The organism is Streptomyces harbinensis (assembly GCF_900116145.1).
GTDB lineage: Bacteria > Actinomycetota > Actinomycetes > Streptomycetales > Streptomycetaceae > Streptomyces > Streptomyces carpaticus.
In genome coordinates this window covers 292,148-310,180 of sequence record NZ_FPAB01000003.1, presented here as the reverse complement: position 1 = coordinate 310,180, position 18,033 = coordinate 292,148, and the positions used below count along the sequence as shown (strand labels likewise).

16 protein-coding genes are annotated in these 18,033 nt (G+C 73.7%); 12 read left to right on the top strand and 4 right to left on the bottom strand.

The annotated features are described in order from the left end of the window. The first annotated feature begins 39 nt into the window (after window positions 1-39). The 3 genes from BM385_RS09210 to BM385_RS09200 are packed head-to-tail and all read left to right on the top strand — an operon-like array spanning window position 40 to window position 4,249. Window positions 40-2,826 (top strand): CBM96 family carbohydrate-binding protein, encoded by a 2,787-nt coding sequence (locus BM385_RS09210; RefSeq protein ID WP_093842753.1) that lies wholly within the window; start codon window positions 40-42, stop codon window positions 2,824-2,826. A gap of 8 nt (window positions 2,827-2,834) precedes the next feature. After that, a complete protein-coding gene (locus tag BM385_RS09205; RefSeq protein WP_093842752.1) occupies window positions 2,835-3,419 on the top strand; it encodes a hypothetical protein in 585 nt (194 codons plus the stop codon). Further along, window positions 3,416-4,249 (top strand): glycosyltransferase family 2 protein, encoded by an 834-nt coding sequence (locus BM385_RS09200; protein WP_019433002.1) that lies wholly within the window; start codon window positions 3,416-3,418, stop codon window positions 4,247-4,249. Before BM385_RS09205 ends, BM385_RS09200 begins: the two co-directional genes overlap by 4 nt. Here BM385_RS09200 and BM385_RS09195 read toward each other — a convergent pair. The 3 genes from BM385_RS09195 to BM385_RS09185 form a co-directional block, all read right to left on the bottom strand. Then, window positions 4,246-5,394 carry a glycosyltransferase gene (locus tag BM385_RS09195; protein ID WP_093842751.1) on the bottom strand — a complete coding sequence of 383 codons (1,149 nt, stop codon included), beginning with the start codon at window positions 5,392-5,394 and terminating at the stop codon, window positions 4,246-4,248. The genes BM385_RS09200 and BM385_RS09195 overlap by 4 nt on opposite strands. A gap of 25 nt (window positions 5,395-5,419) precedes the next feature. After that, on the bottom strand, window positions 5,420-5,791 hold the full coding sequence (locus BM385_RS09190; RefSeq protein WP_237751266.1) for a DoxX family protein: 372 nt from the start codon (window positions 5,789-5,791) through the stop codon (window positions 5,420-5,422). Between the two features lie 83 nt (window positions 5,792-5,874). Continuing rightward, entirely contained in the window at window positions 5,875-6,585 is a 711-nt protein-coding gene (locus tag BM385_RS09185; RefSeq protein ID WP_051131085.1) for an O-methyltransferase, read from the bottom strand. Window positions 6,586-6,690: 105 nt separating this feature from the next. Between BM385_RS09185 and BM385_RS09180 the strand changes: the two genes are divergently transcribed. Both BM385_RS09180 and BM385_RS09175 read left to right on the top strand, forming a co-directional pair. Further along, complete coding sequence (locus BM385_RS09180) at window positions 6,691-7,491, top strand: NmrA family NAD(P)-binding protein (protein ID WP_026047300.1); 801 nt, start codon at window positions 6,691-6,693, stop codon at window positions 7,489-7,491. A gap of 84 nt (window positions 7,492-7,575) precedes the next feature. Next, the gene (locus BM385_RS09175; RefSeq protein WP_019433007.1) at window positions 7,576-7,986 is read left to right on the top strand and encodes a RidA family protein; all 411 of its coding nucleotides are present in this window, start codon (window positions 7,576-7,578) and stop codon (window positions 7,984-7,986) included. Window positions 7,987-9,248: 1,262 nt separating this feature from the next. Here BM385_RS09175 and BM385_RS09170 read toward each other — a convergent pair. Further along, window positions 9,249-10,013, bottom strand: a complete 765-nt coding sequence (locus tag BM385_RS09170) for an SDR family NAD(P)-dependent oxidoreductase (RefSeq protein ID WP_093842750.1) — start codon at window positions 10,011-10,013, stop codon at window positions 9,249-9,251. A 282-nt stretch (window positions 10,014-10,295) separates the two neighbouring features. Between BM385_RS09170 and BM385_RS09165 the strand changes: the two genes are divergently transcribed. From BM385_RS09165 to BM385_RS09135, 7 genes are all read left to right on the top strand, one after another. Beyond that, on the top strand, window positions 10,296-10,811 hold the full coding sequence (locus BM385_RS09165) for a MarR family winged helix-turn-helix transcriptional regulator (RefSeq protein WP_093842749.1): 516 nt from the start codon (window positions 10,296-10,298) through the stop codon (window positions 10,809-10,811). 200 nt (window positions 10,812-11,011) lie between these two features. After that, window positions 11,012-11,758 carry a response regulator transcription factor gene (locus BM385_RS09160; protein WP_019433010.1) on the top strand — a complete coding sequence of 249 codons (747 nt, stop codon included), beginning with the start codon at window positions 11,012-11,014 and terminating at the stop codon, window positions 11,756-11,758. Between the two features lie 74 nt (window positions 11,759-11,832). After that, window positions 11,833-13,056 (top strand): cytochrome P450, encoded by a 1,224-nt coding sequence (locus tag BM385_RS09155; RefSeq protein ID WP_093842748.1) that lies wholly within the window; start codon window positions 11,833-11,835, stop codon window positions 13,054-13,056. A 28-nt stretch (window positions 13,057-13,084) separates the two neighbouring features. Continuing rightward, on the top strand, window positions 13,085-13,282 hold the full coding sequence (locus BM385_RS09150) for a ferredoxin (protein WP_019433012.1): 198 nt from the start codon (window positions 13,085-13,087) through the stop codon (window positions 13,280-13,282). Continuing rightward, window positions 13,279-14,460 (top strand): NAD(P)/FAD-dependent oxidoreductase, encoded by a 1,182-nt coding sequence (locus tag BM385_RS09145; RefSeq protein WP_175542955.1) that lies wholly within the window; start codon window positions 13,279-13,281, stop codon window positions 14,458-14,460. The genes BM385_RS09150 and BM385_RS09145 overlap by 4 nt, the downstream gene beginning before the upstream one ends. Before the next feature lie 121 nt (window positions 14,461-14,581). Next, window positions 14,582-16,357 (top strand): flavin-containing monooxygenase, encoded by a 1,776-nt coding sequence (locus BM385_RS09140; RefSeq protein WP_093842747.1) that lies wholly within the window; start codon window positions 14,582-14,584, stop codon window positions 16,355-16,357. After that, complete coding sequence (locus BM385_RS09135; protein WP_093842746.1) at window positions 16,354-17,985, top strand: NHL repeat-containing protein; 1,632 nt, start codon at window positions 16,354-16,356, stop codon at window positions 17,983-17,985. Before BM385_RS09140 ends, BM385_RS09135 begins: the two co-directional genes overlap by 4 nt. The last annotated feature ends 48 nt before the right edge of the window (window positions 17,986-18,033 follow it).

Genomic DNA, 18,033 nt, shown 5'->3' with positions numbered 1-18,033 from the left:
GCCGGTGAGAGGACAGCGAGTCGGGATGGAAGGCGTGCGATGAGGCGGCGTGGGCGCGGGGCGTGGCGCAGGGCCACGGTGTACGGAACGGCGCTGGCCCTGGCGGCCGGTGCCCTGGTGGGCGCGGGCGGCGGCGGGATCGGCGGCGGGGGCGGGAGCGCGGCGGCGCTGACGCCGCCGGTCGGCTTCACGGCCGACGAACTGCCGACCTGGCAGACGAACGGCATCGTGCACGCCCTGGCGGAGGCGGACGGCACGGTGTTCGTCGGCGGCACCTTCTCCACCGTCCGGCCGCCCGGTGCCGCCTCCGGCACCCAGGAGACGCCGGTGGACAACTTCGTGGCGCTGGACGCGGCCACCGGGGAGCCGGTCGAGTGCGATCTGCGGTTCACGGTCGGCAGCGGCACCGCGACGGTGCGCGCGCTGGAGGTGTCCCCGGACGGGCGGACGCTGTACGTGGGCGGCACCTTCGGCTCGGTCAACGGGGTGGGGGCCTCCTCGGTGGCCGCGTTCGACCTGCCCGGCTGCACCCGCAAGAACTTCCCGGTCGCGGCCAACTCCATGGTCAGCTCCTTCGCGGTGAGCGAGGACCGGGTGTACCTGGGCGGCAACTTCACCCAGATCAACAGCACCGCCAGGTCCCGGTTCGCGGCCGTCACCCCCGAGGGCGCCCTCACCTCCTGGGTGGCGAACGCCGACGAGGTGGGCAAGGCGGTGGAACTCTCCCCGGACGGCAGCCGGGTGTACCTCGGCGGCGACTTCTTCACCGTCAACGGCGCCGACTCGCACGCCCTTGCGGTGGTGCGCGCCGACACCGGCTCAGTCGTTCGCACGTACCCGCTCGGCTTCATCGAACGCACCTCCACCGTGCAGGACATCGCGGTGGACGCCACCGGCTTCTACACCGGTAACGAGGGCACCGGCTCCGGCGTCTTCGACGGCCGGATCGCGCTCAACCACAGCGACCTCAACGAGCGGTGGCGGGACACCTGCCTGGGCGCCACCCAGGCGGTGGAGGTCTACCAGGAGGTGCTGTACAGCGGGCACCACGCGCACGACTGCTCCTCCATGGGAGAGTTCCCCAACCAGGAGCGCTACCACCTGCTGGCCCAGTCGGTGCACGACCCCAAGCTGCTGGGCTGGTTCCCCAACACCAACGACGGCCTGGGCGAGGCGCTGGGCCCGCGCGTGCTGCAGGCGGCGCTCGACCACCCCACCGACGGCCGGGACTTCCTGTGGGTGGGCGGCGGCTTCACCACCGTCAACGGGCAGCCGCAGTGGGGCCTCACCCGGTTCGCCAACCGGCCCGACACCGGCAATCCGTCGATGACCGAGGTGTACGCCTCCTCGCACACCCCCGGGCAGATCGAGGTCAACTGGCGGCCCAGCATCGACCTGGACGACCACCTGCTGACGTACCGCGTCTACCGGGACGGGGCCGCCACCCCGATCCACATCCGGGAGGCCGAGTCGGTGCCCTGGCGCCGGCCGCAGCAGACGTTCGTCGACACGGCGGTGAGCCCGGGCGCCACCCACAGCTACCGGATCACCGCCACCGACGGGGCCGGCAACACCTCGGCGCTGTCCACCCCGGTCTCCGCGACGGTCGCCTCCGGCACCCAGCCCTACGTGCAGGCGGTGCGCGCCGACAATCCGCTGCTGTACTGGCGGTACGACGAGACGTGGGGGAACCTGGTCACCGACGCCTCCGCGAACAACCGGGCCAACGGCGTGCACCGCAACGGCCCGCAGCGCGGCGTCACCCCGGGCGCGGTCCCGGGCCCCGGCGCGGCCGGCGTCGGCTACGACGGGGCGTCCACGTACACCTACAGCGACCGCAGCTACGCGGGGCTGACCCGGTTCACGGTCGAGACCTGGTTCAAGACCACCACCACGCGCGGCGGCAAGCTGATCGGGCTCGGCAACCGCACCCTCCAGCCGAGCACCGTGCGCGACAACAATCTGTACATGCTGAACGACGGCCGGCTGTCCTTCGGCGTCTACGACACGGCGCTGCGCACCATCACCAGCGGCGGCACCGCCCGGTACAACGACGGGAGGTGGCACCACGTGGTCGCCTCGGTCGGGGCGAACGGCATGCGGCTGTACGTGGACGGCACGCAGGTCGCCAGCAACACCTCGGTCACCCAGGTGCGCGACCGCACCGGCTGGTGGCGCACCGGCGGCGACTCCACGGCCGGACTGGCGTCGCGGCCGGCGAGCGACTTCTTCGACGGGCAGCTGGACGAGACCGCCGTGTACGGGGCGCAGTTGTCGGCCGCCCGGGTCACGGCGCACTACCAGGCGGCGTCGCAGCCGGTGGACACCGTCACCCGGCTGGCGCCGGTCGCCGACACGTACGTCAACGCGGCGGCGGTGAGCGCCAATTACGGCACGCACCAGAATCTGGCGGTGCGCGGCACGCCCGGCTACGAGAGCTATCTGCGCTTCCAGCTGCCCACCGCGCCGTCCGGGACGGTGCTGAAGAGCGCGGCGCTGCGGGTGCGGGTGACCACGGACCCGGTGGCGGGGTCGGTGGACGACTTCACGGTGGTGCCGGTCACCGGGTCGTGGACGGAGACGGGCACCACGTACAGCAGCCGGCCGGCGCTGGGCACCGGGGTGCTGGGCACCCTGAGCGCGCCGGAGGAGGTCGGCGGGACGTACACGGTGCCGCTGACGGTGGCGACGGTGCGCGGGTCGCTGGGCGGGCAGCTGAACGTGGCGCTGGTGAGCGAGGGCGACGACAGCCTGTGGCTGTACGCGCGCGAGTCGTCCGCCGAGGCCAACCGGCCGCAGCTGCTCCTGACGTTCGGGGCGCCGTGATGGCGTGGATGCGGCGATACCGGCTGGTGCTGGCGCTGGCGATGCTGCTGACGGTGGGCGGGGTGCTGGTGCTGAACCAGTGCTCGGTCCGCAGCGGTGGCGGCGAGGTGACCGTGGGCGGAGAGCGCCCGGACGCGGCGGCGGACGGCGGTGCGCAGCCCGACCGGGACGCGAACGCGGGTGCCGAGCAGGAGACGGAGGACGGGGAGGGCGATGCCGACGCGGCCGGCCCGGGGCCGGCGGACGGCGGCCCCGGGGACGGGGAACCGGCTCCCGCGCCGCAGGACCCGCCCGCCGAAGGGCCCGGCGCCGCCCCGGCCGGCCTGACGGCCGATCAGCGCGGCTTCGTCGCCGCGCTGTCCGACACCTCCGAGGTGCCCGCGGGCACCGACCCGGCGGCCGTACTGGAGCTGGGCACCGAGGCGTGCGACCGCCTCGGCTACCTCGGCCGGCACGCCACCGAGGAGGAGACGGTGGCCGCGCTGCGCGACGGCGAGATCCCGCAGGCCGCCGCCGCGATCACCCATCTGTGCCCCGAGTACGGGGACCTGCTCGACCGCGCGGAAGAGGAAGAGGAGACGGCCGACCGATGAGGAAACTGCCCATCGTCGTGGTGATCCCGACGAAGAACGAGGCGGAGAACATCACCTCCACGGTGCGCTCCGTCATCCACCACTTCGAGGCGGTGGTCGTGGTGGACTCCGACAGCACGGACCACACCCGCAAGCTGGCCAAGGCGGCCGGCGCCGAGGTCGTCCCGTACACCTGGAACGGCGCCTACCCGAAGAAGAAGCAGTGGTGTCTGGACCGGGTGCACACCGGCACCGACTGGGTGTTCTTCCTGGACGGGGACGAGACGCCCAGCCCCGAACTGCTCGCCGAATTGCGGCGGATCTTCTTCGACGGGCGGCCGGTGAAACCGGCGGCGTTCGACATCCCCCTCGGGTACTGGTTCGGCGGCCGGCGGCTGCGGCACGGCTACACCATCGTCAAGCGCGCCCTGCTGGACCGCACCCGGGCCCGCTTCCCGGAGCCGGACGATCTGGACGCCCCCGGCATGGGCGAACAGGAGGGCCACTACCAGCCGCTGGCCCACCCGGCGTACCGGCTGCGGGCCCCGATCGAGCACCGCGACCTGGACCCGGTGGCCACCTGGTTCGACCGGCACAACCGGTACTCGGACTGGGAGGCGTGGCTGGAGCTGAACCCCGAGGTGCGCGAGCAGATCCGGGCGGCGAAGACCCGGCAGGGCCAGCTCTTCCACCGGGCGCCCTTCAAGCCGCTGGTGTCCTTCGGCTACGCCTACCTCTACAAGCGCGGCTTCCTGGACGGCCGTGCCGGGCTCGACTACGCGCTGGCGATGAGCTTCTACCGCTGGCAGATCGGGGTGAAGGCGCGGGAGCTGGCGGAGTCCCGGCTCTAGCCGGCCCGATCGTCGCCCCGGTGGAGGCTCCGGTAGAGACCGAGCAGCTCACCGACGACGGCGTCCAGGGTGAACCGGCGCCGCACCAGGTCCCAGGCGGCCAGCGAGGCCCGCTCGTTGGCCGCCGGGTCGAGCAGGTCCAGGACGGCGCCCGCGACCTCGCCGGGGTGGGCCACCACCCGCCCCGCGCCCGCCTCCGCCACGTCCGGCGCCAGGCCCGTGGTGGCGGTGATGACCACCGGGGTGCCGACCGACATCGCCTCCAGCACGGAGACGGAGAACGCGTCCTGCACGGACGGCAGCACGAACACATCGGCCGCCCGCAGCCGCCGCAGCACCTCGGGGCCGTCCAGGCCACCGGGCACCTCCAGCGACCCGCGTACCCCCAGCTCGTCGGCCAGGGCGAGCGTCGCGGGCAGCGCCCCGGTGTCCGGCCCGGCCAGCACGAACCGGGCCCCGGGGTGGCGGGCGAGCACGGCGGGCATGGCCCGCACGAAGTCCTGGGGCCGCTTGCCCTCCTGCACCCGCGCCAGATAGAGGACGGTGGGCGGCCGGCCCGGGTCCCGCGCGGGGCGCCGCTCGCGGGCCGGCACCCCGTTGACCAGCCGGTGAGCGGGCGCGATCGGATCCGGCGCCACCACGGCGGCCGTCTCGCGCCGCTCGCGCTCGGTCAGATGCAGCACGGCGTCCGCGCGCCGCAGCACCCGGCGCATCCCGAGGACGTCCACGAGCCGGGCGACCCGCTTCTCGGTCGGATCGACCATGCCGTGGGTCTGGAGGACCAGCGGCCGGCCGCTGTGCAGGGCGATCAGCGCGAACGGCAGCGTGATCAGGTCCCGCATCAGATGCACATGCACCAGGTCGGCGGAGCGGATGTACGCGTGGGCGCGGGCCAGCAGCGCCGGTGAGGTGATGCCGCTGACCTCGAACCGGGGCAGCACGTGCCGGGCCGGGAACAGCCGCACCGGTACGCCGTCCACCCGGCGCGGCAGCGGCGCACCGGGCGGGAACCCGTCGCCGAGGGCGAGCAGCACGGCTTCGTGGCCGCGCTCGCGCACCCCCCGGCAGAGGTTGAGCGCCACCCGGGTCGGGCCGCCGAACGCGTGGGTCGGGGTGTGCAATGTGACCACATGAAGAACCCGCACCGGGTCAGTCAAGCAGACCGGGACCTCACGCGGAGGCGAGTCGCAGAATCAGCGCGGCCACGGCGAGCAGGCCGGAGACGATGGGCGGGACGAGCCCCCGGTCACCGGCGCGCAGATGGATCAGCACGGCCCCGATGAAGTAGCAGACGACCCCGGACGCGGCCACCACACCCAGCGGCACGGCCACCAGACCGGCCAGCAGCCCCGCCCCGCCCGCGAGTTTGGTGACCGCCAGCCGGGGCTGCCAGGCATCGGGCACCCGCAGCTCCCGGAGATTGGCGCGGTACTGGGCGTTTCCGGACAGGGAGACGGCAGCCGTGCCGATGAGGATGGCGGAGAGCAGGACGCTGACGACGCCGTAGCCGATGAACATGACCGCTCCGGGATGGGTGCGCACACGGCGGACGCTGCGCTGTGACGGGTGGGGTGCGGGAGACACCTCATCAGAGAACGGCCTTGCCCGGTAGGCCCTTTGAACGTTTAACCGATCACACGGACGAGGGCGAAGCCGTCGTACCCCTTGCTGCCGACGGTCTGCACGGCGGTGGCGGACAACCGGTCGTCCTGGGCGACGCGTTCGAAGAACCCCCGGACGCCCAGGACCGCCGCGTCGGTGCTGTCGGCATCGGCGACCGCGCCGTCCCGCACGATGTTGTCCGCGACGATCAGACCGCCCGGCCGGGTCAGCTTCAGCGCCCACTCCAGATAGCGCGGATTGTCCGGCTTATCGGCGTCCAGGAAGACCAGATCGAACGGCTCGGTGCCCTCCGCGACCAGCGCGGCCAGCGAGTCCAGCGCCGCCCCCACCCGCACCTCGACCGTCTCGGCGAGCCCGGCCCGGTACAGATTGCGCCGCGCGACATCGGCGAACACCGGGTCGTACTCCAGCGTGATCAGCCGGCCGCTCCCGTCCTGCGGCAGCGCCCGGCCCAGCCAGATGGTGCTGTACCCGCCGAGCGTCCCGATCTCCAGAATCCGCCGCGCGCCCTGGAGCTGGGCGAGCAGCTGGAGCAGCTTGCCCTGGTTCGGCGCCACGTTGATGGGCGGCAGCCCGGCGGCGTCGCTGTTGAGCAGGGCGGCGGTGAGGATCTCGTCGTCGGGTGACAGCAGCCCGGAGAAGTACGCGTCCACGCCGCTCCAGCGTGGCTGGAGCTGCTCCTGATGGTGCCGGTGCGAGTGGTGAAGGGGCATGCTCCCGAACCTAACGCCACCGCCGGGCGCCCGGGCGGTGCCGCGATCCGTGTTGCCGGCACCGCCCTTGACCTCAAGTCACCTTGAACTTTTACGGTCTCCCTCATGACGACCTTGGTAACAGGCGCCACCGGAAACACCGGACGGCACATCGTGGCGGAACTGGTCCGCCGGGGAGAGCCCGTCCGCGCCCTGACCCGCGACCCCGCCACCGCACCGGCCGGCGACGGAGTGGAGTGGGTGCGCGGTACCCACACCGCGCCCCAGACACTGGGCGCCGCCCTCGACGGCGCCGACCGGCTGCACATCACGATGACGGCGGGCCTCACCGAGACGGGCCCCGAACTGGTCCGCCGGGCCGTCGCGGCGGGGGTGCGGCGCATCACCGTCCTGTGGGGCGGCTGGGTGGGGCCGGTCGAACAGGCGGTCGCGGAATCGGGCGTGGAGTGGACGCGGCTGGAGCCGCAGGAGTTCATGTCGAACGCGCTGACCTGGATCGACTCCATCCGCGCCGGGGGCGTGGTGCGCGAGGCGCACGACTTCCCCAGCGCCGTCGTCCACGAGGCCGACATCGGCGCGGTCGCGGCCACCTGCCTGCTGGCGGACGGGCACACCGGGCGGGCGTACACGCTCACCGGGCCGGAGGCCCTGACCACCGGGGAACGGCTCGCCATCCTGTCCCGCGCGATCGGCCGCACCGTCCGCCTGGAGCGGATCAGCCACGAACAGGCCGTCGAGCGGCTGCTGGCCGCCGGAGTCTCCCGCGCGGACGCCGACTTCGTACTGGGCTGGCACGCCGATCCGCCGCCGGAGGCCACCACGGTCGACGACACCGTACGCCGCCTCCTGGACCGGCCGGCGCGCACCTTCGCCCAGTGGGCGCGGGAGCACGCGGCCCGGTTCTGAGCCGGTCGGAAAACCCCGGGCGGCGGAGGCCCCGGATCCCTAGGCTGAACGATCAACACCTCCCACCCGCACGAAGGGACACCCATGGCCTCCGCCATCACCCTGATCCGCTCCGCCGACCTCTCGGACGCCGCCGAGTACGCGTACGCGTCGGTGGCACCCGCCGGCGCCCGGCTGATCTTCCCGGCCGGTTCCTGCCCGCTGAACCGGGACGGCTCCACGGCAGCGGTCGGCGACTACGCCGGCCAGGCCGCGAAGTGCGTGGAGAACCTCCGCACCGCCCTGGCAGCGGCCGGAGCCTCCCTGACGGACGTCGTCAGCACCCGCGTCCTCGTCGCATCCTCGCGCCAGGAAGACCTGGTGACGGCCTGGGAGGTGGTACGCGACGCCTTCGGCGACCACGACGTCCCCAGCACGCTGCTGGGCGTGACGGTGCTGGGCTACGACGACCAGCTGGTGGAGGTGGAGGCGGTGGCGGCGGTCCTGGACTCCTGACGGGGTGGGTGGGGGCCTTGGTGGGTTGCGAGGTTGCTCCTGGTGGGGTGGGTGGGTGCGGGTTCATGCGGCACGGGAGGGTGGGCCCTTACCTTTCGTGTCCCCATGCCCTGTACGTGCTTGCGGGGTTGGGGTTACGACAAGGCAGCGGGGGGGGGGGTGGGGTGGTGGGTGGCCCCGCCGTCGTGACCGAGGCGGGTGCTCGTGCGGATGCGGGTTCTGCCTGCCCGGCGCAGGGACTGGCGGGTGGTCTTGGGACGGTTCGTGGGTGGGGGTCCGCGTAGCGCGCACCTGCCCTGGCCGCACGTCCGTGCGGTGCTGCGGGTTCGCTGGGCTGATGTTCTCGCGGATGATCCACCATCGCTCCGCCCGGGGTGATCGGGTGCCGCGCCACCTGACGCGGGGCCCACCGGTTTCGCCGCCGACGCCCATCCCGGACCGGGGTTGGTCGTGTCACGGGCACCTGCTGCCGCGAACGGCTGCTCTGGGAGGTCTCCTTGCTCTCCGGGGTGTGGCCGGTCGGTTGTGATCAGTGCCGTGGTCGTCTCCGGTCATGGGTGGTCGGGCCCGGTCAGCGTGCGGGGCAGGTCCGGGTGGACTGGGCGCCGGGATGACGTTCGCGATGAGTTCTGATGCCGGAAGCCTGCTCCGGGCCGGGTCAACTCGCTGTTTTCCATCGCGAACGAAGCCAAGGCCCAAGGTCTGCCCTTCCCCCGGGCCTGTCGCAACCGATCACCTCCGATCGCACCCGAAACGGCCACCATGACAGCCTGCCCCAACCCGTTCGCGGCAGCAGGTGCCCGTGACACGACCAACCCCGGTCCGGGATGGGCGTCGGGGGCGAAACCGGTGGGCCCCGCGTCAGGTGGCGCGGCGGCCGATCACCCCGGGCGGAGCGATGGTGGATCATCCGCGAGAACATCAGCCCAGCGAACCCGCAGCACCGCACGGACGTGCGGCCAGGGCAGGTGCGCGCTACGCGGACCCCCACCCACGAACCGTCCCTAGACCACTGGTCAGTCCCTGCGCCGGGCAGGCGGAACCCGCATCGGGTCGAGCACCCGCCTCGGTCACGACGGCGGGGCCACCCACCACCCCACCCCTCCCGCCGCTGCCTTGTCGTAACCCCAACCCCGCGACGGCGGACAGGGCATGGGGACACGAAACAACAACCCCCCACCCTCCCGTGCCGCATGAACCCGCACCCACCCACCGAACCAGGAGCAACCTCGCAACCCACCAAGGCCCCACCCACCCCACCCTCAGACAGCCGCCCAGCCGTTGTCCACCGGCAGGATCGCGCCGTTGATGTTGCTGGCCGCGTCCGAGGCGAGGAAGACGATCGTGGCGGCTTGTTCTGCCGGGTCCGAGACCTTGCCCGCCAGGCTGATGTACGGGGCGAGGGTGCGCGGGCCGAGGGCTTCGGGGCTCGGGTTGACCCGCATGCCGGTGGCCGTGCCGCCGGGGGCTATCGCGTTGGTGCGCAGCCCCTGGGCGCGGTACGTCACGGCGAGGGACTTGGTCAGTCCGGCGATGCCGTGCTTGGCGGCCGTGTACGCCGCGCCCGCCGCGCTGCCGCGCAGGCTCGCCTCGGAGGCGGTGAAGACGATGGCGGCGCCGTCCCGTTCCAGGAGGTGCGGGAGGGCGGCGCGGGTGAGGAGGAAGGGGGCGGTGAGGTTGACGCGGATGACCCGCTCCCACTCGGTGTCGTCGGTCTCGCCGAGGGCGGACATCCGGTCCATGATTCCCGCGTTGTTGACCAGGACGTCCACGCCGCCGTGTGCCGCGACGGCGGTGGTGACGGTCTCGTCCACCACGCGCTGATCGCTCAGGTCGCCGATGACGGCGCGGGCCGTGCCGCCGGCGTCCTCGATGGCGCCGACGACCCGGGCCGCCGCGTCGGCGTCGAGGTCGGCGACGACGACGCGGGCGCCTTCGGCGGCGAAGCGTTCGGCGGCGGCCCGGCCGATGCCGGAGGCTCCGCCGGTGACGATCACGCTCTTGCCGCTGAGGCCGGTGCTGCTCATGTCGCTCTCCTCCTGCTGGGTGGCCGGTGAGGGCTCCCGGGCCCGCGCAGACCGGGCCCGGGAGCCGGGCCGGGGCCCGCCGGGCGGGCTCCGGCGCGGGCCGCCCCCGCTCGTGGGCGGCCGTCCGGGGGAACTGGTGTTCCGGTACTTCCGGAGGTCTGGGATGGCCCGCGACCGGGAAGTGCCTTACTTGACTTAGGCAAACATGATGAGCTTGCCTGAGTCAAACAATCACGGGGCTCACATTGCTTGACTCAGGCAAAGACAAGGTAAAGTGGACCCATGACCGTCCCCACCCCGTCCCCCTCCGGTGGCCCGTCACCCGAAGTGCTGGCCATCGAGAGCGCCCTCAACCGCATCACGTACCTCAACGCCCGCGCCCGTCAGCACACCCGGCTGATGGCACTGGCCGGCGTCCCCCTCGACCGGGCCGGTGCCGCCCTGCTGCGGCAGGTGGCCGAGGCCGAGCCGATGCGGCCCAGCGAGCTGGCCGCCCGGATGTCCGTGGAGGCCTCCCACGTCACCCGGCAGGCGCAGCACCTCCAGCGAGCCGGCTATCTCACCCGGGTCGCCGACCCCGAGGACCGGCGCGCCCAGCGCATCCGGATCACCGAGGCCGGCCGGGACGCGGTGCGGCGCATGCGGGAGGTGGCCGGCCACAGCATGGAGGCGGCGCTCGCGGACTGGACGCCCGAGGAACTCCGGGAGCTGGCCCGTCTGTTCAACAGAATGGTGGACGACTTCCTCGATCACGCCGACTCCCTCGGCGAGGAGAGCGGGGCCCCCCACCCCGGCTGACCCGCCGCGCCCGACCGCACCACCGCCCCTGTCCGACGACCCGTCCCCGACGCCGCCCCCGCTCCCCACCCGTCCCCCTCCCCGCGCCGTGACGTCCCAGTGCTCCTTCCGAACGGGCTTTCATGCAGGCTTTCCAGGAAACCCAGGCACCGCAGACACCGCAGGCACCCCAGACAGGCACATCCGTGAAGGCACCGCCGGTGCGGGGGGACGGGGAGCAGCTCCTCATCCTCTCCGGCGATCCGCCCAGTGCCGAACTCCTCACCACCACCCTCGAACTGGCCGGCTACCGGGTCGACGGGGCGGGCAACGGCGACGACGCGGCGTTCCGGCTCGCCCGGCGCCGCTACGACCTGCTCGTCCTGGACATCGCGCTCCCCCGGCTGCACCGGCTCGCCCGGCAGCGGCAGCCGGTGACCTTACGGCTGCCGATCCTCTTCCTCATCGACTGCGACTCCCTCTTCCAGCTGCTGCCGGGGCTCGGCACCCGCGCCGCCGCCGAGGACTACGTCACCAAGCCGCTCCGCATCCCCGAAGTACTGGCCAGGACCCGGATGCTGCTGCGCGGCCGGGGCCCCGGCAGCCGGCCGGGCGACCAGCGGGCCCCGCACTACGCCGATCTGGTACTGGACGACACCACCTGCCAGGCGCGGCGCGGCCCGCGTCCGCTGCATCTGACGCCGGCCGAGTACCGGCTGCTGCGCCATCTCCTCGTGCACGCCGGGCAGGTGCTGTCCAAGGAGCAGATCTGCCGCCACGTCTGGGGCGAGTTCCGGGCCGGCAACGCCATCGAGAAGCTGGTGTCCCGGCTGCGGCACAAGGTGGACCGGGAGGGGCCGGCGCTCATCCACACCCGGCGCGGCTTCGGTTACTGGCTCGGCCGCCGCGCCGCCGAGACCTCCGCGCACTGTGACCTGTGCCACGTCAGGCTGCCGTCAGGTAACTGACCGCGATGTGTCAGCTCCATGGGGTTGCCTGAAGCCGGCCCCCCACCCCGGTGCACCCCCACCCGAGGAGCCCCATGGACACCTCCCCCACCGCCACCGTGCCCGGCTACCCGATGCCGCGCGCGGCCGGCTGCCCCTTCGATCCGCCGCCCGCCGTCGAGGAACTGCGGGCGGCGCCGCTCGCCAAGGTCCGGATCTGGGACGGCAGTACGCCGTGGCTGATCACCCGGCACGCCGACCAGCGGGCCCTGCTGAACGACCCCCGGGTCAGTATCGACGACCGGCGGCCCGGCTTCCCGCACGTCACCGCGCACCGCGCGGGCCGTGCCCACAGCACCCCGCGGATGGTCACCAACACCGACGCCCCCGACCACACCCGGCTGCGCCGCATGGTCACCGGCCCCTTCCTCGTCAAGCGGGTGGAGGCGATGCGCCCGGCCGTGCAGGGCATCGTCGACCGGGTGATCGACGACATGCTGGCCGGCCCCCGGCCCGCCGATCTGCTGACCGCGCTGGCGCTGCCCGTGCCGTCCCTGGTCATCTGCGCGCTTCTCGGCGTGCCCTACCGGGATCACGCGTTCTTCCACCACAACAGCAGCCGGGCGCTGGACCGTTCGCTCCCGCCCGAGGAGGCGGAAGCGGCCGGACAGGCGCTGATCGGCTATCTGGACCGGCTGCTCCGCGAGAAGCTGGCCGATCCCGCCGACGACACGCTCTCCGACCTGGGCGCCCGCGTCACCGCGGGCGAGATGAGCCACGACGAGGCCGTGCACATGGGCGTGGCCCTGCTGATCGCCGGGCACGAGACGACGGCCACCATGATCTCGCTGGGCACCCTGGCGCTGCTGCGCGACCCCGGCCGGCTGGCCGCGCTGCGCGAGCGGTCGGAGGACCCGAAGGCGGTCGCCGGCGCCGTCGAGGAGTTGCTGCGCTACCTCACCATCGTCGACTCCGCCCTCCGCCGGGTCGCCCTGGCCGACATCGAGATCGGCGGCGCCACGATCCGGGCCGGTGACGGGCTGCTGTTCGATCTGGCCGCCGCCAATCGCGATCCGGACGCCTTCACCGGCGACCCAGCCGCGCTGGACCCGGACCGCCCGGCCCGTCACCACCAGGCGTTCGGCTACGGCCCGCACCAGTGCCTGGGCCAGTCGCTGGCCCGGCTCGAACTCCAGGTGGTGTACGGCACCCTCTACCGCCGGATCCCCACCCTGCGTCTGGCGGTCCCGTTCGAGGAGATCGAGTTCCTGCCGGACGGCATCACCTACGGCGTCCGTGCCCTGCCCGTCACCTGGTGACGGCCCGTCCCGTTCGAGGAGTCCCCTCATGCGTGTGGAAATCGACGAGCCCAAGTGCGTCGCGTCCGGTCAGTGCGTCGTGGCCTCCCCCGAGGTCTTCGACCAGCGCGACGAGGACGGGGTGGTGATCGTGCTGGACGCCGCCCCGGCACCGGCGCTGCACGACGCGGTGCGGGAGGCCGCGGCGGTGTGCCCGGCGGCGGCGATCCGGCTGGTCCTGGAGTGACCCGGGTCGTGGTGGTGGGCGCCTCGGCGGCCGGGCTGGCCGCCGTCGACGCGCTGCGCCGCGAGGGGTACGACGGCACGCTGACCCTGGTCGGGGCGGAACCGCATCCGCCGTACGACCGGCCGCCGTTGTCCAAACAGCTGCTGGCCGGGGCGTGGGAGCCGGACCGGCTGGTGCTGCGCACCCCCGCCGAACTGTCCGCGCTCGGGCTGGATCTGCGGCTGGGCACCGCCGCCACCGGCCTCGACCCGGCGGCCCGGGTGGTCGCGCTGTCGGACGGCGACCGGCTGCCGTACGACGCGCTGGTCATCGCGACCGGGGTCCGTCCGCGCCGGCTGCCGGGCGAGGGGCCGCAGCATGTGCTGCGCACGCTGGAGGACGCGCTCGCGCTGCGGGAGCGGCTGCGGCCCGGCCGGCATCTCGCCGTGGTGGGCGCCGGGTTCCTCGGCGCGGAGGCCGCCGCGGTCGCCCGGGGTCTCGGCGTGGAGGTCACGCTGCTGGAGCCGGAGCCGGTGCCGCTGGCCCGCACGGTGGGCGCGCCCGTCGGGGCGATGCTCGCCGCGCTCCACCGGGAGCACGGGGTGACGCTGCGCACCGGGGTCGCGGTGCGTGCGGTGTGCCGGGGCGGGGTCCGGCTGGCGGACGGTGCGTTCGTGGCGGCCGACGAGGTGCTGACCGCCATCGGCTCGGTGCCGAACACCGACTGGCTGGCCGGCAGCGGTCTGCCGGTCGGTGACGGCCTGGAGTGCGACATGTACGGGGCCGCGGCGCCCGGGGTCTACGGGGCGGGGGATGTGGCGCGCGTCCGCCATCCGGTGTCCGGCGCCGCGTCGCGGGTGGAGCACCGGACGCATGCCGCCGAGTCGGGGCTCGCCGTCGCCCGCAATCTGCTGCGGCCGGACGCGCCCCGGCCGTTCGCGCCCGTCCCCTATGTCTGGTCCGACCAGTACGACGTGCGGCTCCAGGCGTACGGGTACCTGCGCGGTCACGAACATCTCGATGTCGTCGAGGGCGCGTTGGCCACGCGCCGCTTCCTGGTCGCCTACCGCTCGGGCGGGCGGCTGACCGGGGTGCTCGCGGCCGGGCTGCCGCCGCGGGTGGTCCGGCGCTGGCGGCAGGCGGTCGCCGGCCGCGTTCCGTGGCGGGAGGCCGTGCCCGCCGCCGGTGCCGTTCCCTGACGGCCGGGGCGACACCGGCCACCAGGCACCAGGCAACGGCCACCGGCCACCGGCCACCGGCCACCAGGCAGCAACAGAAAGACAGCGACAGAGCCACACAGCCACAGCGGAAGGGCGACGCGTGACCGTGACGAACGAGCTGGATTTCGACCCCGGGGCCCTGCGCGCCAAGTACCGGGCCGAGCGCGACCGCCGGCTCCGGCCGGACGGCAGCCGGCAGTACCGGCGCACCACCGGCGAGTTCGGCTACTACGTGGAGGACCCGTACGCCGACCCCCGGGCCGCCGCCCGGGAACCGGTGGACGGCACGGCCGAAGCGGTGATCATCGGCGGCGGGTTCGGCGGGCTGCTGGCGGGGGCGCGGCTGCACCGGACCGGGCTGCGGAACATCCGTGTCATCGAGAAGGGCGGGGACTTCGGCGGCACCTGGTACTGGAACCGCTATCCGGGCATCCACTGCGACATCGAGAGCTACATCTATCTGCCGCTGCTGGAGGAGGTCGGCACCCTCCCCCGCTGGAAGTACGCGCCGGGCGAGGAGATCCGGCAGCACGCGCGGGCGATCGGCCGGCACTTCGGACTGTACGAGGGCGCCTGCTTCCAGACCGAGGTGACCTCCCTGGACTGGGACGAGGACGCGCAGGGCTGGACGGTGCGCACCGATCGCGGCGACCGGATCGCCGCCCGCTATGTGGTGGTCTCCAGCGGCCCGTTCAGCCGGCCGAAGCTGCCCGGCATCCCGGGCATCGAGTCGTTCGGGGGCCACACCTTCCACACCAGCCGCTGGGACTACGGCTACACCGGCGGGGACGCGGACGGGAAGCTGCACCGGCTGGCGGACAAGCGGGTCGGGGTGATCGGCACCGGGGCCACCGCCATCCAGTGCGTGCCGCATCTGGCGGCGGACGCGGGCCAGCTGTACGTGTTCCAGCGCACCCCGTCCTCGGTGGACGTGCGCGGCAACCGCCCCACCGATCCCGGCTGGGCCGCCTCGCTCGCGCCCGGCTGGCAGGAGCGGCGGCGCGCCAACTTCCTGACCCTGGTCACCGGGGGCGAGGCGGCCGAGGACCTGGTGGCGGACGGCTGGACGGCCGGGGCCGCGCTGCACCGCGTCCTGCTGCCGGTGGCGGGCGCCGAGGACCCGGCCGAGCGGGCGGAGCTGGCCGACTTCCGCAAGATGAACGAGATCAGGGCCCGGGTGGACGCGATCGTCGGCGACCGGGCGACGGCCGAGACGCTCAAGCCCTGGTACCGCTACATGTGCAAGCGCCCCACCTTCAGCGACACCTATCTGCCCGCGTTCAACCGGCCCAACGTGTCGCTGGTGGACACCGGCGGGCACGGCGTGGAGCGGATCACGGAGAACGCGGTGATGGTGGACGGCACGGCGTACGAGCTGGACTGTCTGATCTTCGCGACCGGTTTCGAGACGGCGGTGCGCCCGGAGGCCCGGGCGGGGCTGGCGGTACGGGGCCGGAACGGGGTAACGCTGGCCGCGCACTGGCGGGAGGGGCCGCGGACCCTGCACGGGATGCTCAGTCACGGCTTCCCCAATCTCTTCCATCTGGGCGCGCTGCAGAACGCGGTGTCCGTCAACTTCACGCATGCGCTGGACGATCAGGCGACGCATGTGGCGGAGGTGATCGCCGAGGCCCGGGCGCGCGGTGCGCGGCGGATCGAGCCGACGGCCGGGGCCGAGGCCGCGTGGGTGGCGACGGTGCGCCGGCCGGCGCCGGGCCGGATGGAGTTCCTGGCCGAGTGCACCCCGGGCTACTACAACAACGAGGGCCGGCTGCCGGAGCGGATCGAGACGTTCGCGGCGGGGCCCGTGGTCTTCTCCGAACTGCTGCGTTCCTGGCGGGAGGACGGCGGCATCGGCGAGGTGATGGTCAAGTGAGGGCCACCGCCGTACGCGCCGTACCGCTGTCGGCGCGGTCCGTGCCGAGCCGGTTCGATCCGGCCGGGCGCCACCGGCCGCGCAGCCGGCGCTGGCGCGTCGAGCGGCTGAACCGGCCGAATTCGCTGTGGGGTTCGAACGGAGTGGCGTTCGGCCCGGACGGCCGGCTGTACGTGGCGCAGTTCCTGGCCGGGCAGATCAGCGCGGTGGATCCGGCCTCCGGGGAGATCACGCCGGTGGTGCCGCTGGACGGGCCGGTGCAGGCGCCGGACGATGTGGCGTTCGGCGCGGACGGCTCGCTGTACATCGCCGATCTGCCGCCGGGCCGGGTGTGGCGGCGCACTCCGGACGGGGCGTACCACCTGGTGTCGGACGAGGTGACGGTGCCGAACGGCATCACCTGTGTCGGGGACCGGCTGTTCGTCAACGAGATGCGGGTCGGCGGGCGGCTGCTCGAACTGTTCCCGGACGGCTCGCGCGGTCCGCGGGTGGTGGCCGAGGGGCTGGCCATGGGCAACGCCATGCAGCAGGGTCCGGACGGGTTGCTGTACTACCCGCAGATCGTGACGGGCGAACTGTGGCGCATCCCGCCGGACGGCGGGGTGCCGGAGCGGGTGGCGGCGGACGTGCCGGGCGCGGTGGGGGCGCGGTTCGACCGGGACGGGATGCTGGTGGGCGTCTCCGGCGGGATGGGCGGGGTGCTCACCCGGATCGATGTGTTCGGGGACGGGGCGCGCCGGACGGTGAGCACCGGGATCCACGGCATCGACAACGCGGCGTTCGATATGGCGAACCGGATGTACGTGTCGAGTTACGCGGGCGGTGGGATCACCGTGCTGGCTCCGGACGGCGGGGCGTCGGTGCTGGTGCCGCAGGGGCTGAACGGGCCGTTCGGGGTGACGGCGGACGCGGCGGGCACCGTGTACGCGGCGGACCACTACCGCGTGGGGCGGCTCGCGGACGGCGGGGTGGACACGCTGGCCGTCATGAACGGCGCGCACGGCATCGCCTCGGCCGGCCGGCTGCTGCATCTGGCGTCGGAGACGGGGGAGGTGCACACCTGCGACACCCGGGGCGGGGCGCTTGAGCTGCGGGCGTCGGGGCTGGCGCTGCCGACCGGGGTGGCGGTCGGCGCGGGTGGGATGCCGGTGGTCGCGGAGACCGGCGCCGGCCGGGTGGTGGCGGTGGACGCGGCGGGCGGGCTGACGGTGCTGGCCGCGGGGCTCGGTCATCCGGTGGACGTGGCGTTCGACGACGAGGCCCGCGGCTATGTGAGCGAGGGCCGGCGGGGCACGGTGCTGCGGATCGAGAGCGGTGGTGCGGTGACGGTGTTCGCGAGCGGTCTCGATACGCCGCAGGGGCTGGTGGTGCGCGGCGGTGAGGTGTTCGTGGTGGAGGCCGGGGCGCGGCGGCTGACCGGGTTCTGCCTGGAGACGGGGCGGCGCCGGGTGGAGGCGGAGGCGCTGCCGGTGGGGCTGCCGCCGGGGATCGACCGGGTCGAGCCGGATCCGGTGCCGGGGGTACCGGGCCGGCCGCGCCCGTTCGCGGCGCTGGCGGTGGCGCCGGACGGCGCGCTGCTGCTGTCGGCGAACGGCGAGGGCACGGTGCTGCGGCTCACACTCCGCTGAGCGCCCGCGCCCGCCGGGGGCCGGCGCCCCGTCTCGTCCCGACGGGGC

Bases quoted from the DNA above. Each gene is read 5' to 3' on its own strand.
- BM385_RS09210 (WP_093842753.1), top strand. From the start codon at position 40: ATGAGGCGGCGTGGGCGCGGGGCGTGGCGCAGGGCCACGGTGTACGGA.
- BM385_RS09175 (WP_019433007.1), top strand. From the start codon at position 7,576: ATGGCCTCCGCCATCACCCTGATCCGCTCCGCCGACCTCTCGGACGCC.
- BM385_RS09180 (WP_026047300.1), top strand. From the start codon at position 6,691: ATGACGACCTTGGTAACAGGCGCCACCGGAAACACCGGACGGCACATC.
- BM385_RS09155 (WP_093842748.1), top strand. From the start codon at position 11,833: ATGGACACCTCCCCCACCGCCACCGTGCCCGGCTACCCGATGCCGCGC.
- BM385_RS09200 (WP_019433002.1), top strand. From the start codon at position 3,416: ATGAGGAAACTGCCCATCGTCGTGGTGATCCCGACGAAGAACGAGGCG.
- BM385_RS09185 (WP_051131085.1), bottom strand. From the start codon at position 6,585: ATGCCCCTTCACCACTCGCACCGGCACCATCAGGAGCAGCTCCAGCCA.
- BM385_RS09150 (WP_019433012.1), top strand. From the start codon at position 13,085: ATGCGTGTGGAAATCGACGAGCCCAAGTGCGTCGCGTCCGGTCAGTGC.
- BM385_RS09205 (WP_093842752.1), top strand. From the start codon at position 2,835: ATGCGGCGATACCGGCTGGTGCTGGCGCTGGCGATGCTGCTGACGGTG.
- BM385_RS09165 (WP_093842749.1), top strand. From the start codon at position 10,296: ATGACCGTCCCCACCCCGTCCCCCTCCGGTGGCCCGTCACCCGAAGTG.
- BM385_RS09170 (WP_093842750.1), bottom strand. From the start codon at position 10,013: ATGAGCAGCACCGGCCTCAGCGGCAAGAGCGTGATCGTCACCGGCGGA.